Source organism: Microbacterium telephonicum (assembly GCF_003651225.1).
In the GTDB taxonomy this organism is placed as follows: Bacteria; Actinomycetota; Actinomycetes; order Actinomycetales; family Microbacteriaceae; genus Microbacterium; species Microbacterium telephonicum.
Map to the genome: position 1 here is coordinate 394,229 of NZ_RCDB01000002.1, position 15,883 is coordinate 410,111.

Genomic DNA, 15,883 nt, shown 5'->3' on the forward strand with positions numbered 1-15,883 from the left:
ATGCAGAAGCCAGCACATCGTGTGACACGGTCACCGAGCCGGTCGGCGCGTGCGGCGCCGGCATCCGCTCGCCCCCCAGCGCAACCACGGCTGCATGTCACAGAGACTGCGGCTTCTCTCCAGAACGGCAACACATCGTGTGACACACACACCGAACGCCCCCGAGGTCATCTCCCCCGGGGGCGTCCGTCGTCGCGCGTTACGGTGCGTTCAGCTCACCGGAAGGTGACGCTCCCACCACTCGAGCACGGCCTCGAAGCGCTGCACGCGGTGACGGGGCTGACCCGACCGGGTGAGCTCGTGGTTCTCACCGGGGAAGACGAGCAGCTCGGCGGGTGTGCCCTGTCGCTTCAGCGCGGCGTAGTAGCGCGTGGCCTGCTCGAGCGGGCAGCGGAAATCGAGCTCTGAATGCAGCACGAGCGTCGGGGTGGTGACCCGGTCGACGACGGCCATGGGGCTCTGCGCGGCCATCTGCGCGGGATCGATCCCGACGTACTCGTCACCGAAGAACGATCCGATGTCGCTCGTGCCCTGGAAACTCACCGGGTCGAGGAAGCCGCGCTCGACGATCGCCCCTGCGAAGCGGTGGTCGTGTGCGATCACCCAAGCCGTGAGGTAGCCGCCGTACGAGCCGCCCATGATCCCGACGCGATCCGCGTCGAGACGCTCGTCCGAGGCGACGGCGCCGTCGAGGAAGTCCATGACGTCGTGGAAATCGACCGTCCCCATCGCCTGACGGATGCTGCGCCCGTGGTCTCTGCCGTACCCGGCGCTCCCGCGCGGGTTACTGTAGACCACGGCGTAGCCGGCCTCGACCAGCACCTGCGTCTCGTCGAACAGGTGTATGCCGTACGAAGCATACGGTCCGCCGTGGATCTGCAGGATCACCGGGAAGGGCCCCTCGCCGGCGGGCGTCGCGACCCAGCCGTGGATCGGATAGCCGTCGCGCCCCGTGATCTCGAGTTCGCGCGGTCGCACGGTGCGACTGTGCAGACCCGCACCGAAATCGGTGAGCGCCCGGATGCCGTCGGCGTCGACGATCTCGAGCTCGCCGAGACTGTCGGGCGTCGCGACGGCCGCGACGATCGTGGCGCCGTCCGCCGAGGTTGCATGGGCGGTGACCTCGACGTCCGTGCGCACCGGCGTGACGACGCCCTCGCGCGTCACGCGCAGCAGGTCGTTACGTCCTCGCGTGCGCTGCTGCACCAGCACGTCGTCCCCCGCGACGCTCAGGTGCCCCTCGCCGAGGTCGAGTGCGGGATCGGTCACGCGGCGCGGCACGCCGTCTTCGAGCAGCCAGACGCCGACCATCGGCGCGATGAAGTCGACGTGCGACTCCCCCACTCCGTCGGCGAGGAGCACGACGGTCCCGTCGGTGGCGATGACCATGTCGTCGACGGACAGCCCCGCCTGCACCCCGAGCACCTCGCGGGCCGCTCCCCCCGCCACCGGGACGGCGACGATCCGCGACCGCAGGTCGCGGGCCTCGGTTTCGATCTCGTCGGGCCGGGTGAGGATCTCCGTGCCGTCCGGTGTGAAGGCGACACCGCTGTGCGAGGCGTCGCCGTCGGTCAGCTGCACCGCCTCTGCGGCGACGACGCGCGGCTTGTCCACGTCGCCCACGCGCGGTGCGGGCGGGTAGAGCGGCTCGGCGTCGATGTCGGGTGCGTCGATGACGAAGACGTGCGCGGGCCGGTCGAGTGCGTAGCCGAGCCCGTTGGCGTGCCAGCGCACGCCGGTGATCCGGCGCGGGGCCTCCGCGTTCGCGTCGAGCCCCTCGACGGTCCCGTACCGGCCTTCCTCCGGCATCCGGGCGGTGAAGGCCAGGCGTGCGCCGTCAGGCGACCAGGCGAAGCCCGTCACGCCGCCGCGTGCGTCGGTCGCCTGCACCGGCTCACCGCCCGCGGCCGACACGACGAAGACCTGCGCCGCACCCTTGGCGTCGGCGCGCAGGAAAGCGACGGCATCCGCTGCCGGGGAGAGCTGCGGACCCTGGTCGGCGATCCCGCGCGTCAGCCGGCGCGGTGCCCCGCCGGGCAGGTCGACCCGCCACAGTTGGCCCACGTTGCGGTTGGCCTCGATGTCGGGCCGGGAGGTCGCGAACACGGCGAACGAGCCGTCCGCGGCGATCGTCGGACGGCCGACCGAGACGAGTCCCTCGATGTCGACGGGGCGCATCTCACTCCCCGCCGAAGGAGGTCACGTCGCCGACGAGGCGCGTGTTGTCGGCGGGGATCGGCTCGACCGCGGCGAGGGCGACCTCGGCGGCGAACTCCGACACGTTGTAGAGGCGACCGGCCGACTCGCGGCGGTCGGCGATCGCACCGGGGTTGGCGCGCTCGAGCAGCGTCGCGGTGATCGTGCCCTCGATCATGTCCCCCGACACGACGACGAAGTCGACGCCCTGAGCGGTGAGGGCGGGGATCCGCTCGCGCAGCGCATCCTCGCCGGCGCGCTTGGAGAGCGCGACCGGCTCGTACTCGGGCATCGTCGGAGTCGTGCGGATGAAGTGGGCCTGGTGGCTCGTGACGAACACGACGCGACCGCCGTCGGGAAGCAGCGGCAGTGCGGCCTCGAGCACGTTCAGCTGCGCGTCGCGGTTGAGCGTCAGCGCGTAGTCCTCCGCCATGCCGCCTTCCATGCCACCGGAGGCGTTGAGCACCAGCAGGTCGAGCGTGCCGAACGTCTCGCCGACCTGACGGAACATCTCCCCCACGGATGCCGGATCGGTCAGGTCCGCACCCACGACGAGCACCTCGACGCCGAGCTCACGCAGCTCCGCGGCGAGCTTCTCGGCCCGGGGCGCCTTGTTGCGGAAGTTGATGACGACGTTCGCGCCCGCCTGCGCGAGGTAGCGCGCGGTGTCGGCGCCGATGCCGCGCGAGGAGCCGGTGACGAGGGCGGTGCGTCCCGAGAGGGTTCCGACGGGGATGGGCTGGGACATGCGTGCTCCTGGTCCTGATCGACGCCCGCGACGCGCGCCGCGGGCCGTCGTCGAGTCTACCGAGCGCGGTTCGGTCGCACCCGGCGGGGCGGGTGTTAGGGTGCGAGCAGAGGGCCGCGTGTCGGCCGTCGCCGACGAAGGAGCGAGCGTGCTGCCGGACCTGACCCAGTATCTGTGGATCGCCTGGCTGGTGCTGGCCCTCGTGTTCGTGATCATCGAACTCGTCACGCTCGAATTCACCTTCCTCATGCTCGCGGCCGGCACCCTCATCGGCGGCCTCGGCGTCAATCTGCTCGGCGGCCCGTGGTGGCTGCAGGTCGCTGCGGCCGCGGTGATCTCCGCGCTGCTGCTGTTCACGATCCGGCCGCTCCTGCTGTGGGCCCTGCATCGCTCGAGCGCCCTGCATCCGACGAACGTCGACGCGTTGCCGGGTCTCGGCGCCCGCGTGATGGTGCCGTTCGTCGAAGGCGCCGGTTCGGTGCGCCTCGACAACGGCGAGACGTGGACCGCACGTCTCGTCGGCGTCGACCCCGGCCTGGTCGTCGGCTCCCGCGTGATCGTGACCGCCGTCCGCGGTGCCACCGTCGAGGTGGCACCCGAATCCGCCCCCGCTGAAGGGAGTCCCGCATGATCGATCTCGGCGCCTGGGTCGGCCAGATCTTCATCGCCGTCCTGCTGCTGGTGATCGCGATCTTCGTCGTCGTGGTGATCTTCCGATCCATCCGCATCATCCCGCAGGCGTACTCGGGGGTGGTGGAGCGTCTGGGGCGCTATCAGCGCACCCTCTCCCCCGGTCTGAACCTCCTCGTACCGTTCATCGACCGGCTCCGTCCGCTCGTCGACATGCGCGAGCAGGTGGTGTCCTTCCCGCCGCAGCCGGTGATCACCGAAGACAACCTCGTGGTCTCCATCGACACGGTCGTCTACTTCCAGGTGACGGATGCCCGGGCCGCGACGTACGAGATCGCCAACTACCTCAGCGCCGTCGAGCAGCTGACCACGACGACCCTGCGCAATGTCGTCGGCGGACTCAACCTCGAAGAAGCGCTCACGAGCCGCGACAACATCAACGGCCAGTTGCGCGTCGTGCTCGACGAGGCGACCGGAAAGTGGGGGCTGCGCGTGTCCCGCGTCGAGCTCAAGGCGATCGACCCGCCGCACTCGATCCAGGACTCGATGGAGAAGCAGATGCGCGCCGAGCGCGACCGCCGAGCGGCCATCCTCACCGCGGAGGGCTCCAAGCAGTCGCAGATCCTCGAGGCGGAGGGCCGGCGGCAGGCCGAGATCCTCAAGGCCGAGGGCGACAAGCAGGCCGCCGTGCTGCGCGCGCAGGGCGAGGCCGAGGCGATCACGATGGTCTTCGACGCGATCCACGTCGGCGAACCCGACGAGAAGCTGCTCGCCTACCAGTACCTGCAGACGCTCCCGAAGATCGCGCAGAGCCCGTCGAGCAAGCTCTGGATCGTGCCCAGCGAGTTGACGGAGGCGCTGCACGGCATCGGCGAGGCGTTCGGGGGACGGGTGGCCGCAGGCCCCAGCCGTCCGCGCACGGGCCGCACTGCGGCCGGCTCGGGTACGGCGGCCGACGAGGCGGTCGCGGCGGCCCGCGAGGCGGCATCCCAGGCCGACGAGATCACGACGGAAGCCCAGAACACCCTGCCCGGCGGGGCGACCCCGGCGTCGTGACGCACCCGTGGTTCCGCGGCGAGACGCCGCGGGTGCTGGCTCATCGCGGGTTCGTACCGGCGGATGCCGAGGGCGTCGTCGAGAACACGCTCGCCGCCGTCGCCGGTGCGCATGCGGCGGGGGCGACGTATGTGGAGTCGGACTGCCATCTCACGCGCGACGGCGTCGTGGTGCTGTTCCACGACGCCGACCTGTCGCGGGTGACGGGGGATCCGCGACGCGTCGACGAGCTCACGGTGCGCGAACTGGAGCAGATCATGTCGACGCGCGGCGGGCTGCTGACCTTCGCGCAGGCGCTCTCGTCGTTTCCCACGCTGCGGTTCAATCTCGATGTGAAGGCGGCCGGCGCCGCGGACGCCGTCGGCAGCGGCGTGGCCCGGGACGCCGACCGGGTGCTCGTGGCGAGCTTCTCCGACGGGCGCCGCCGCGCCGCCCTCGCCGCGGCCCGTGACCGCGGCGGCGTCCCCGCCGCCTCGGCCGGAACCGGAACGATCGTGCGGATGCTGCTCGCGCACGCACTGGGCTCCTCGAAGCTCGTCGCGCGCACACTGCGCGACGTGGATGCCCTCCAGGTGCCCGAGCGTCAGGGGCCGCTGCGCATCGTCACCCGCCGGTTCGTCGAGGCCGCCCACCGCGCCGGCGTCGAGGTGCACGTGTGGACGGTCAACGATCCCGCGGCGATGGCTCGCCTGCTCGACCTCGGCGTCGACGGGCTCGTCACCGACCGCGCGGATCTGGCGCTTTCCGTCGTCGCGTCGCGCCGCTGACAGCGCCGAGAACCCCGGGCGCATATCTTCACCGATCCGCCGTGCCTCGGGGCTGGGGATCCCCTGTGAAAGTCGGTAGCCCCGGGCCCGCTCGGATGATCCGCACAGGTGGACGCGTTATACCTGAACGTCGGACGAGAGGACCACACAATGGCAGATCGCAGCCTGCGCGGCATCCGGCTCGGCGCTTCCAGCCTACAGAGCGAGGAAGGCGTCGTGTTCCACGAGCGCGCGAACCACACCTACGTCTGCACCCAGTGCGGACGCGAAACCACCCTGACCTTCGCGGCGGACGCCGAGGTTCCCGAGGCCTGGGAGTGCCGCACGTGCGGTGCCGAGGCCGTCCTGCGCGTCGGCGACACCGTCGTCGAGATCGATCACTCGGGCGACAAGGCCGCGCGCACGCACTGGGACATGCTCATGGAGCGCCGCACCATCCCCGAGCTGGAAGAGCTGCTCGAGGAGCGTCTCGCGCTTCTGCGCGAGCGTCGCGGCAAGGGCAGCACGGAGCGCCTGAGCGCCTGATCCGAATCAGACCTCGTTGATGCCGGTCCCCTCGGGGGCCGGCATCTTCGCTTCGCGGCGGCGGCGCACCGTCGCGACGACGCCGATCGCGACGAGTGCGGCGAGGCTCCCCCACCCGAGCACGGCCTGGATGCCGGCGCCGAGGGTGACGGCCGGCGTCGCCCCGGTGCGCAGCGGCACGTCGGTGAGCATCGCGCCGGCCTCGGCTTCGGGCAGACCGTCGATCTCGGTCCCGTCGGGCGCGATCACCTGGCTCGTGCCCACCGTCGAGAGGTTCACGACGCTGCGGCCGGTCTCGATCGCGCGCATGCGGGCGAACGCGAGTTGTTGCAGGTTCTCGTCGGTGCCGCGGAAGTCGGCATTGTTGGTCTGGAACACGTAGATCTCGGCGCCGTCCTGTGCACCGGACCAGATCACGTCGTCGTAGATGACGTCGAAGCAGATGGCGAGCCCGACGCCGACGCCGTCCACGTCGAAGAACGGCGGGTTGGTGCCGGGCGTGTACTCGCGCTGGATCAGTGAGATGAGATCGGGGGCGATCATCTCGAAGAACCAGCGGTCGGGCACGTACTCCCCCATCGGCACCGGGTGGCTCTTGTCGTGGATGGCGACCGGATTCTCCTCGCCGCCCGCCAGCGCATCGCCGGGCTGCCACAGCATCGACGAGTTGAAGACGTCGTCGCCACGCTGCGTCGCGGCGTTGACGATCAGCGGCGCATCGATCCGGTTCGCGAGGCGGTCGAGCACGCGCGCGACGGACGGGTTGTTCAGCGGATCGCCGTCGATCCCGCCTTCGGGCCACACGAGCACGTCCATGTCCTCGTCCAGCAGCGGTTCCGTCGCTTCCAGCTGGGCGTCGAGCACGCCGAAGGGCGCACGCTCGTCGAAGTACCCGGCGGGTCCGTTGCCCTGCACCGCACCCACACGCCACGTGCCGGCATCCTGTGTCGGGAACGCCGGAAGCAGGAACAGCACGAGCACCGTGAGTGCGGCCGGCAGCAGCGTGCGCACGTCGCGCCGGCTCTGCGACCGCACGACCTCGACGGCGGCGGCGACGGCGAAGACCATGAGGAAGCCCAGCCCGCTCACCCCCGTCCACGAGGCGACGTGCGCGAGGGGGCTCTCGGACTGGCTCATGCCGATGCGCGCCCACGGGAAGCCCGTGTACGGCCACGTGCCCATCCAGAGCTCCCGCGCCGTCCACAGCCCCGCCACGAGCGCGGGCAGCGCGATCAGTCGCCCCCAGCGCCCGGGGGCCACGCACGGCAGCCATCGGTAGGCGAGCACGATGCCGAGGCCGCCGACGGCGCTCAGCACCGTCTCGATGCCGGCGAGCCCGATGAGAGGGAGCACCCCGAGATAGCGGGTGATCCACTGGATGTGCAGGAAGTAGAAGGTGCCGGCGAACACGGCGCCCACCGCGAGTCCCGCCCACAGGCCTCGGCCGATGAGCGGGACGATCCCCGCCGCGACCCCCACGAATGCGAGCGGCCACCAGCCCACATCGGGATAGGCGAGATCGAGCACGGCGCCGCCGACGGCGGACACGACGAGCGCCGCCCAGAAGGGCAGGACGGGCCGCGGGCGATGCGCGCGGCGGGAGGAGCGCCGCACCATCACATCGAGCTGTAGGCGACGATGCCGCGGCGGACGGCGTCGAGCGCCCGCCGCGCGGTCCCCGCGATCTGCGCGTCGGCGACGAGGGAGAGCTGGTCGAGGAGGTCGATGGTCTGCTTCGCCCAGCGTACGAAGTCGCCCGCGGGGAGATCGGCTTCGGCGAGCACCCGGTCCAGCGCCGCGCCGCGTGCCCATGCGTGCATCGCCGGGGCGAGCCCCGAGGCGACGGGCTCCGTGCCGGGAAGGCGGTGGTCGCGTTCGAGTTCGTCCAGTCGCGACCACAGCTCCTGTGTGCGCGAGAGCGCCTCGCGGAACGCGCCGCGCGGCAGGCCGTGCTCCCCCGGTCCGCCCTCGTCTCGGCGCGGCTCGTAGACGAGGCAGCACGCGAGCGCCGCCAGGGCGGGCGCGTCCAGCGACCGCCACAGGCCCTGACGCAGCGATTCGGCGACGAGCAGGTCGCGTTCACCGTAGATGCGCCGCATGGTGGCACCGGCATCCGTCAGGCTCGTACGTCCCGCCTCGTCGACCTGCACGTATTCGAGGGCCGCGAGCACATCGACGACGCGGTCGAAGACGCGCGCCACGGTGCCGGTGCGCGTGTCGATCTGCCGGCGCAGCTTGTCGGTCTGGCGCCGCAGCTTCTCGTACCGCTCCCCCCAGCGGGCGTGATGCTCGCGATCGGGACACGAGTGGCACGGGTGGCGCTGCAGCCGGCGCCGCAGCGACTGGATCTCGCGCTGTCGCTTCTCGCGGATCTTCGCCGGCGCAGTGCGATCGTTGCGGTTGAGCTTCTCGGCGTCGCTGAGCTCGCGGCGCAGCGCCGCATACTCGGCGAAGTCGCCGCGGTCGCAGCGCATCGCCTCCGCGTAGCCGGCCAGCGACTCCTCAGCCTCCTTGACCTGCCGGGCGAGCCCCACCACGGCACGGTCGGCCTGGAACTGCGCGAACGACGACTCGAGGATCTCGCGTGCCCGGGGCCTCCCGAACTGGTCGATGAGGTTCACGGCCATGTTGTACGTGGGCCGGAAGCTGGAGTTCAACGGGTACGTGCGGCGGGAGGCGAGCGCCGCGACAGCCTGCGGGTCGAGGGCCTCCGTCCACTGGATGACGGCGTGGCCTTCGACATCGATGCCCCGGCGCCCGGCCCGGCCGGTCAGCTGGGTGTACTCGCCCGCCGTGATCGCGACACGAGCCTCGCCGTTGAACTTCTCGAGCTTCTCGAGCACAACGGTGCGCGCCGGCATGTTGATGCCGAGCGCCAGGGTCTCGGTCGCGAACACGACTTTGACGAGCTTGCGCTGGAACAGCTCCTCGACGATCTCCTTGAACGCCGGCAGCAGCCCGGCGTGGTGCGACGCGATGCCCCGCTCCAGGTTCTCGCGCCACTCCCAGAAACCGAGCACCGCGAGGTCTTCGTCGGCGAGGGTGCGGGTGCGTTCGTCGACGATGCGACGGATCTCGTCGCGCTCCTCACGGTCGGTCAGGCGCACGCCGGCGCGCCGCACCTGCTGCACCGCGGCGTCGCAGCCGACCCGGCTGAAGATGAAGAAGATCGCCGGCAGCAGCGTGCTGCGCTCGAGCAGCTCCACGACCTGCGGCCGGTCCATGCGCTCGATGCGCTGCGCGTTGGCGGAACGGATCGGGCGCTTGCCGCCCCGGAACGGCCGGCGCTGCCCGCCGGCCGACCGGTACTCCTGTGCGCGACGGTTGTTCTCGAACGACGCGCCCTTGACCGACCGCAGCCGCATGAGCTCCTGGTTGACCTGCGCCGTCGCGACCCCGGCGCGGTCATCGAACAGCGGCAGCAGATCGCCGCGCACGAGCACGTGCTGCTCGAGCGGTACGGGCCTGGTCTCGGACACGATGACCTCGGTGTCGCCGCGCACGGTGTCGAGCCAGTCGCCGAACTCCTCGGCGTTGGACACCGTCGCCGACAGCGACACGAGCCGCACGCTCGGCGGCAGGTGGATGATGACCTCTTCCCACACCGCGCCGCGGAACCGGTCGGCGAGGTAGTGCACCTCGTCCATCACGACGAAGCGCAGACCCCGCAGCGCCGGCGAATCGGCATACAGCATGTTGCGCAGCACCTCGGTGGTCATCACGACCACGCGGGCGTTGCCGTTGATGTTGGTGTCGCCGGTGAGAAGCCCCACCTCGTCCTCGCCGTAGACGGCCTGCAACTCGCGGAACTTCTGGTTCGACAGCGCCTTCATGGGCGTCGTGTAGAACGCCTTGTCGCCGGGTTCGCGCATCGCCAGGTGCACGGCGAACTCGCCGACGATCGTCTTGCCGGCGCCGGTGGGGGCGGCCACCAGCACGCTCCGGCCGTCTTCGAGCGCGTGGCATCCGGCGATCTGGAACGGATCGAGGTCGAACCGCTGCGCCGACGCGAACTGCGCCGTGACGGGGTGGGACTGCACCGACTGCGCCCGGGCGTAGCGATCCGCGGGCGAGCTCACAGTTCGAGACCCTGGGCTCTCTCCCGCTTGCTGCGGCGCCGGTCGAACAGCATCGACAGCCCGGCCGCGGCGAAGAAGAGGACGGTCAGGATGCCGGCCAGCAGCAGCATGCTCACCACGTCGGCCGAGGGGGTCGCGAGGGCGGCGAAGATCGTGGCGATGAGGATCGCCGCCCGCCAGCCCTTGAGGATCGCCTTGCCGCTCATGACGCCCGCGAGGTTGAGGGCGACGAGGAACACGGGCAGCACGAACGACACCCCGACGACGACCAGCAGCTTGAAGACGAAGTCGTAGTAGTACTTCGAGTCGTAGATGTTCGACGCGCCCTCGGGGGTGAAGGTGGCCATCAGCTCGACGATGTGCGGCATGATCAGCCAGCCGACGAACACCCCGCCGAAGAACAGCGGGATGGCCGCCGCGACGAACCCGATCGTGTAGCGGATCTCCTTGCGGGTGAGGCCGGGCATGAGGAACGCCCAGAGCTGCCAGAGCCACACCGGAGCCGAGATGAGGATGCCGACGGCGAACGAGATCCGCAGGCGCATGTCGAAGGGCCCGGTGATGCTCTGGTACATGAGCGTCACGAAGTCGTCCTCGCCGCGCTGCTCCGCGACGACGCGGATGGGTTCGGTCATCGCCCAGATGATCGCGTCGGTGAAGATCCAGGCGACGATCATGCCGACGACCAGCGCGATCGCGCCGATGACGAACCGCTTTCGCAGTTCCCTCAGATGGGCGGCGAGGGACATCCGCCGATCCCGTGCGGGGCCGTCGTCCTCTCCGAGACGCGGGCGTTCGGCCGTGGCCACGTCCGGTTACGGCTTGGTGTCGGTACCGGCGTCCGGGCCCGCCGCGGGAGGCGGCGTCGTGTCGACGGATGCCGGGGTGGTCGTGGACCCGCCCGAGGCGGCGTCCTCGTCCTTCATCGCCTTCATCTCACCCTTGAACACGCGGGCGGACTGACCCATGCTCTTCGCGAGCGCCGGCAGCTTCGCCGCGCCGAACAGCAGCAGGATGACGATGAGGATGATCAGCAGATGCCAGCCGGTCATGCCTTGGAACATGAGGGTCTCCTCCTCGGTGGGGTGGGGACAGTCTAACCGGCGACCGTATGCGTCAGCCGTACTGCGCGAGTCCCGCGTCTGCCCACGCCGCGGCGGCGTGTCGCGCGGCGGCGGGGGCGCGCACCTCGAAGGCGCCGGCGTGCCGGGCGGCGAGCCGCTTGAGGCTGCGCTCGTCGGCGACCCGCAGCTGCGCGTCGCGGAACTCCCCCGTGCCGGTCACCGACTGCGGATCGAGGAACCCGGCCAGCAGCGGCAGGATCTCCGGACGCACCCGCACGTCGACGACGGCATCCGTCTCGCTGGGTTCGAACAGCTCGGGGACGATCTCGGCACCGTGGCTGATGGGCACGTCGGTGAGCTGCACGCCTTCGACGCGGTCGAGGTGGAAGGTGCGCATCGCCTGTCGCAGGTGGCACCAGCCCTGCAGGTACCACTGGCCTGCCGCGACGTGCACCTTGACGGGGTCGACGGTGCGCGTCATGGTCGCCCGCTCGGGCGGCGTGTACGCGAACGAGACGGCCACGCCGCGGCGCAGGGCCTCGGCGACGGTGACCCGCACGTCGTCGACCGCGTCGGGGGCGACGACGACGTCGGCGGGACGCGCCGAGGCGCCTCGGGCGAGTTTGGCGAGCAGACCCTGCACGGTGTCGCTGTCGCCGACGCCGGGCAGACCGGCGGCGAGCTGCAGCCCCGCCAGCAGCGCGGCCGCCTCGCGTGCGGTGAACCGCGGCACCCGCTCGAGCCCCACACTGTTGGTGATGACGATGCGGTCCTGCGTGTCCAGCAGATCCCAGTCGATGTCGAACAGGTCGTTGGCCATCTGCCAGAACCCGCTCTCACCGGGCAGTCCGATCACCGTGAGCTTCTCGACCATGCCGCGCATCTGCGCGGGGGTCACGTCGAAGTCGGCGGCGGCCTCGTCGAGCGACACCTCTCCCTTGCCGATCAGGTAGGGCACGAGCTGCAGGATGAGCGCGGCGCGGTCCGTCGCCAGCAGCGGCTGCGGGCTCATGCGGCACTTCCCGCGGAAACATCGTCGCGGTGGCGCGCGGCGGCCTGCCGCAGCCGCGCGACGACCTCGGTGCGCAACTGCGCGGGCTCGACCACCCGCACCTCGGGGCCGTAGGAGGCGAGTTCGTCGGCGAAGACGTGCACGTCGACGAACGGCACGCGGATGCCCTGCTCGGCGGGCTCGGCCCGACGGTGCAGGCGCAGCGCCGCCTCGGTGCCGGGAGCCACCTCCAGCAGCGCCCGCTGCCGGTCGGCGACCGCCCGAAGCCCCGCCAGGGCGCGCTCCCCCGCGCCGTCGCGCAGTGCCAGGTCGAAGCCGGTGCGCGTGATCACGACGTCGGACGCGATGCGTGAGAGCAGGAAGGTTCGATCGTCGTCCTGGTCGAGGTCGAACCCGAACAGGTGCCAGCGCGCCTCGTACTCGACGAGCGCGAGCGGCTGCACACGACGCCGACGCACGGCATCCTCGCCGCCCTTGAGGTAGTCGAACTCGACGACCCGCGCCTGCTCGATCGCGCTCTGCAGCGGAGCGAAGGACGCCTCGCGCAGGCTGATCCGGGGCGCGTACCCGATGATCGGGGCGTCGACCTCGATGCCGAGCGCGCTGATCTTGCGCAGCGCCCGCCGGGCATCGGCCGACATCGAGCTCTCGCTCCAGACGCCGCCGGCGAGGTTCAGGACGGCGAGCTCCGCGGGGCTGAAGGTGATGTCGGCGGGAAGCTCGTATTCGGCGGTGGGGACGCGGTAGCGCGCCTCGCGCAGATCGTCGGGGTCGGCGTGGTCGCCGATCGTCTCGATGGGAACCCCGAGACCTCGCAGGTTCTCCTTGTCGCGCTCGAACATCTTCTCGAGGGCGTCCTTCGACGCCCCCGACTCGTGCTGTTCGCGGTACCCCGACACCGACGAGAGGATCGCGTCCTTCGTCAGTCCCTGCTCGGTCGCCAGCAGCGCGACGACGAGGTTCACGAGGCGCTCCTCGGGAGCCGCGCGGAAGTCGGATGCCACGCGCTTCATCCTAGGCCGAGCCCGGGGCGCCGGGCCGTCAGCGCGCGGACGACGGCGAGGTCTCCCGCCGCCGTCGGGTCACTGCCCCGACGTGTCGGCGGCGGGCGCGTCGACGCCCAGGATGTCGACGACGAACACGAGCGTCGAGTTGGCGGGTACGGCGCCCGTCGCCTGGTCGCCGTAGCCGAGCTCCGGCGGGATGACGACGAGGATCTGCGAGCCGACGGTCTGTCCGTCCAGGGCCTGGGCGAAGCCGGGCACGACGGCGTCGAGGCTGAGCGCGGTCGAGGCGCCCTTCTCCCAGGTGGAGTCGAAGACCTTCTTGTCGGCCCAGTTCACGCCGGTGTACTGCACCCGGATCGCGTCGCCCGCGCCCACCTTCTCGCCGTCGCCCTTCTTCAGCACCTCGGCGGCGAGGTCCTGCGGCGGCGCACCGTCGGGGATGATGATGCCGGGCCGGCCGTCGGGGGCCAGCACGACGGCCGGCATCCCGCGACGGTCGTTGTACTGCGGGGCGCCGTCGGCGGCGGCCTTGTAGACCTTCTGCACGTCCATCACGACGGCGATCGACTGACCCTCCTGGATGTCCCAGTTCGCGGCGGCCTGTTCGGACAGCTGGTCGTAAGGCACGGCGCCCACGATCCGCGACCCCTCGGTGGCGCAGTCGAGCATCGTGGCGAAGCCGGCGTAATCGGTGGTCCAGAAGTCCACCGAGCGCACCGGGGTGACCGTCTCGAGGATGGGCGCGCCGGTCGCGCCGTTCGCGATCGCGATCGAGAAGACCACGTCCTGCGTCTGGGCGGTGACGACGGGGCCCTCGCCGACCGTCTCGTCGGTGAACGACGTCGACTGCGCGTACACCGGGTCGGTGAGCGAGATCGTGGGGCTGCCCGGCTCGCCGCCCGCCTTCACGAGCCCGAGGGCGCTCGATCCCGCGTCGGGACGCTCGCATCCCGCGGCGGCGGGAGCCGAGGAGCAGCCCACGAGGGCGAGGGCGGAGAGGCCGACGACGGCGATGACAGCGGGGATACGACGCACCGCGTCAGTCTACGGCGTCGGTTTCGGTGTCCTCTGCACCGTCCGCTCCACGGCCCGCCTGCCGGGCGCCCTCTCGGGCGCGCTCGGCTTCGCGCACGCGCTTGCGCAGGTTCTTGTCGGTGATCGCACGATCGCCGACGGCTCCCGGCGTCCACATCTCGACGTCTTCGTCGGCGTAGCTCGGCTTCTTCAGCGCCCGGCGGCGCACATCGGGCGGCACGGCGCCGGGGGCGAGGCGGCGGGCGGTGATGAGGAAGCCGGTGTGGGCGACCATCCGGTGGTCGGGACGCACCGCGAGACCCTCCACGTGCCAACCGCGCACCATCGTCTCGGTGGCCTCGGGCTCGGTGAACAGCCCCGTGGCGCGGATGTACTCGGCGACACGGCTGAGCTGGGTGGCCGTCGCGATGTAGCAGAGCACGACGCCGCCGGGGGTCAGCGCGTCGGCGACCACGTCGATGCACTCCCAGGGCGCGAGCATGTCGAGCACGACGCGGTCGACGGATGCCGGTTCCACCTCGTCGGGGAGGGCCTCGACGAGGTCGCCGACGACGACCTTCCAGGTGTCGGGGGCGTGACCGAGGTAGGTCTCCACGTTCGCCTCGGCGACCTGCGCGAACTCCTCGCGCCGCTCGAACGAGGTGAGCGCGCCCTGCGCGCCGATGGCGCGCAGCAGCCACAGCGACAACGCGCCGGACCCGACGCCGGCTTCGACCACGCGCGCGCCGGGGAAGATGTCGGCTGCGGCGAGGATCTGCGCCGCGTCCTTCGGGTAGACGATCGCCGCGCCGCGCGGCATCGACATCACGAAGTCGCGCAGCAGGGGCCGCAGCGCGAGGTACTCGTGGTCGCCGCTGTTGGTGACCACGGAGCCGTCGGGCTGCCCGACGAGATTCTCGTGCTTGAGCACGCCGTGGTGGGTGTGCAGTTCGCCGCCCTCGCGGAGCGTCACGGTGTGCAGCCGCCCCTTGGGGCCGGTCAGCTGCACGCGGTCGCCGTAGCGGAACGGTCCGGCGGGTCTCAGATCGACGTTCATCGGGTCACCTCGGTGGTGCGGGCGGCGCGGTGGGCCGCGTGGAATTCGGCGAGGTCGGCGGGGGTCCGCCCCTCGAGCGTGGGCCAGACGGCATCCGCACCGGCGCCGGTCAGCGACACCATCAGCGGGATCCCGACCGTGGCGACGCCCGCGGCCACGGCCGCGCGCACCCCGGTGGGCGAGTCCTCGAGGGCGACGGCGTCGGCGGGGTCGACGTCCAGCTGCGCGCACGCCTGCAGGTACGGGTCGGGGAAGGGCTTGGGCCGGGTGACCTCGTCGCCGGCGACGACGAGGTCGAAGGCGTCGAAGCCCATCTGCCCCGCGACCGTGTCGGCCATGCTGCGCAGCGACATCGTCACCAGCGCCGTGCGCACACCCGCCTCCTTCAGCTGCGCGAGCAGCTCGCGCGCACCAGGCCGGAACGGGTTGCCCTGCTCGGCGAGCGTCCGGCTCACGGCGTCGGAGAGGTGGTCGACGATGTCCGTCACCGACATCCGCACTCCCGCCTCCTGCAGGATCTCGGCAGAGCGCTCGAGGCCGCTGCCGACGAGGGTGAGCGCCTGCTCGTGGGTCCAGGTGCCGCCGAAGCTCTCCACGAGCGCGGTCTCGGCGGCCATCCAGTAGCCCTCCGTGTCGACGAGGGTGCCGTCCATGTCCCAGAGGACCGCGGCGGGGAGCGCGGAAGTCATCCGTCCATCGTCCCACAGCCGCGCCGCGCCGCCCCGGCG

15 protein-coding genes are annotated in these 15,883 nt (G+C 71.3%); 4 read left to right on the forward strand and 11 right to left on the reverse strand.

The features are described from left to right. Nucleotides 1–210: 210 nt before the first annotated feature. Nucleotides 211–2,178 (reverse strand): S9 family peptidase, encoded by a 1,968-nt coding sequence (locus C7474_RS06840; protein ID WP_121058304.1) that lies wholly within the window; start codon nt 2,176–2,178, stop codon nt 211–213. A gap of 1 nt (nt 2,179) precedes the next feature. After that, entirely contained in the window at nt 2,180–2,944 is a 765-nt protein-coding gene (locus C7474_RS06845; RefSeq protein ID WP_121058306.1) for an SDR family oxidoreductase, read from the reverse strand. Nucleotides 2,945–3,062: 118 nt separating this feature from the next. On the opposite strand from C7474_RS06845, the gene C7474_RS06850 reads away from it, so the two are divergent. The 4 genes from C7474_RS06850 (at nt 3,063) to C7474_RS06865 (ending at nt 5,922) form a co-directional block, all read left to right on the forward strand. Next, nucleotides 3,063–3,575, forward strand: a complete 513-nt coding sequence (locus tag C7474_RS06850; protein WP_241965151.1) for an NfeD family protein — start codon at nt 3,063–3,065, stop codon at nt 3,573–3,575. Then, the gene (locus tag C7474_RS06855) at nt 3,572–4,630 is read left to right on the forward strand and encodes an SPFH domain-containing protein (RefSeq protein ID WP_121058308.1); all 1,059 of its coding nucleotides are present in this window, start codon (nt 3,572–3,574) and stop codon (nt 4,628–4,630) included. Before C7474_RS06850 ends, C7474_RS06855 begins: the two co-directional genes overlap by 4 nt. Next, nucleotides 4,627–5,397: a glycerophosphodiester phosphodiesterase family protein gene (locus tag C7474_RS06860; protein ID WP_121058310.1), complete on the forward strand. Its 771-nt coding sequence runs from the start codon at nt 4,627–4,629 to the stop codon at nt 5,395–5,397. The genes C7474_RS06855 and C7474_RS06860 overlap by 4 nt, the downstream gene beginning before the upstream one ends. 150 nt (nt 5,398–5,547) lie before the next feature. Next, on the forward strand, nt 5,548–5,922 hold the full coding sequence (locus tag C7474_RS06865; RefSeq protein WP_121058312.1) for an RNA polymerase-binding protein RbpA: 375 nt from the start codon (nt 5,548–5,550) through the stop codon (nt 5,920–5,922). Between the two features lie 6 nt (nt 5,923–5,928). On the opposite strand, the gene lnt is transcribed toward C7474_RS06865, so the two are convergent. From lnt to C7474_RS06910, 9 genes are all read right to left on the reverse strand, one after another. Further along, complete coding sequence (gene lnt / locus C7474_RS06870; protein ID WP_121058314.1) at nt 5,929–7,539, reverse strand: apolipoprotein N-acyltransferase; 1,611 nt, start codon at nt 7,537–7,539, stop codon at nt 5,929–5,931. Beyond that, nucleotides 7,539–10,001 carry a DEAD/DEAH box helicase gene (locus C7474_RS06875; RefSeq protein ID WP_121058316.1) on the reverse strand — a complete coding sequence of 821 codons (2,463 nt, stop codon included), beginning with the start codon at nt 9,999–10,001 and terminating at the stop codon, nt 7,539–7,541. The genes lnt and C7474_RS06875 overlap by 1 nt, the downstream gene beginning before the upstream one ends. Beyond that, the gene (tatC, locus tag C7474_RS06880) at nt 9,998–10,750 is read right to left on the reverse strand and encodes a twin-arginine translocase subunit TatC (RefSeq protein WP_121058318.1); all 753 of its coding nucleotides are present in this window, start codon (nt 10,748–10,750) and stop codon (nt 9,998–10,000) included. The genes C7474_RS06875 and tatC overlap by 4 nt, the downstream gene beginning before the upstream one ends. A 66-nt stretch (nt 10,751–10,816) precedes the next feature. Then, nucleotides 10,817–11,065, reverse strand: coding sequence for a Sec-independent protein translocase subunit TatA (gene tatA / locus C7474_RS06885; RefSeq protein ID WP_121058320.1), 249 nt, complete (start codon nt 11,063–11,065; stop codon nt 10,817–10,819). Between the two features lie 52 nt (nt 11,066–11,117). Continuing rightward, the gene (locus C7474_RS06890) at nt 11,118–12,077 is read right to left on the reverse strand and encodes a helix-turn-helix transcriptional regulator (RefSeq protein ID WP_121058322.1); all 960 of its coding nucleotides are present in this window, start codon (nt 12,075–12,077) and stop codon (nt 11,118–11,120) included. After that, nucleotides 12,074–13,081: a helix-turn-helix transcriptional regulator gene (locus C7474_RS06895; RefSeq protein ID WP_241965152.1), complete on the reverse strand. Its 1,008-nt coding sequence runs from the start codon at nt 13,079–13,081 to the stop codon at nt 12,074–12,076. The genes C7474_RS06890 and C7474_RS06895 overlap by 4 nt, the downstream gene beginning before the upstream one ends. Nucleotides 13,082–13,159: 78 nt before the next feature. Beyond that, nucleotides 13,160–14,119: an FKBP-type peptidyl-prolyl cis-trans isomerase gene (locus tag C7474_RS06900; protein ID WP_121058326.1), complete on the reverse strand. Its 960-nt coding sequence runs from the start codon at nt 14,117–14,119 to the stop codon at nt 13,160–13,162. A gap of 4 nt (nt 14,120–14,123) precedes the next feature. Continuing rightward, complete coding sequence (locus C7474_RS06905) at nt 14,124–15,155, reverse strand: tRNA (adenine-N1)-methyltransferase (RefSeq protein WP_121058328.1); 1,032 nt, start codon at nt 15,153–15,155, stop codon at nt 14,124–14,126. After that, the gene (locus C7474_RS06910) at nt 15,152–15,844 is read right to left on the reverse strand and encodes an HAD family hydrolase (RefSeq protein ID WP_121058330.1); all 693 of its coding nucleotides are present in this window, start codon (nt 15,842–15,844) and stop codon (nt 15,152–15,154) included. Before C7474_RS06910 ends, C7474_RS06905 begins: the two co-directional genes overlap by 4 nt. Between the last annotated feature and the right edge of the window lie 39 nt (nt 15,845–15,883).

Coding starts and splice junctions, on each gene's coding strand:
- C7474_RS06910 (WP_121058330.1), bottom strand. CDS start 15,844: ATGACTTCCGCGCTCCCCGCCGCGGTCCTCTGGGACATGGACGGCACC.
- tatA (WP_121058320.1), bottom strand. CDS start 11,065: ATGTTCCAAGGCATGACCGGCTGGCATCTGCTGATCATCCTCATCGTC.
- C7474_RS06840 (WP_121058304.1), bottom strand. CDS start 2,178: ATGCGCCCCGTCGACATCGAGGGACTCGTCTCGGTCGGCCGTCCGACG.
- C7474_RS06905 (WP_121058328.1), bottom strand. CDS start 15,155: ATGAACGTCGATCTGAGACCCGCCGGACCGTTCCGCTACGGCGACCGC.
- C7474_RS06845 (WP_121058306.1), bottom strand. CDS start 2,944: ATGTCCCAGCCCATCCCCGTCGGAACCCTCTCGGGACGCACCGCCCTC.
- C7474_RS06890 (WP_121058322.1), bottom strand. CDS start 12,077: ATGAGCCCGCAGCCGCTGCTGGCGACGGACCGCGCCGCGCTCATCCTG.
- C7474_RS06865 (WP_121058312.1), top strand. CDS start 5,548: ATGGCAGATCGCAGCCTGCGCGGCATCCGGCTCGGCGCTTCCAGCCTA.
- tatC (WP_121058318.1), bottom strand. CDS start 10,750: ATGTCCCTCGCCGCCCATCTGAGGGAACTGCGAAAGCGGTTCGTCATC.
- lnt (WP_121058314.1), bottom strand. CDS start 7,539: ATGGTGCGGCGCTCCTCCCGCCGCGCGCATCGCCCGCGGCCCGTCCTG.
- C7474_RS06855 (WP_121058308.1), top strand. CDS start 3,572: ATGATCGATCTCGGCGCCTGGGTCGGCCAGATCTTCATCGCCGTCCTG.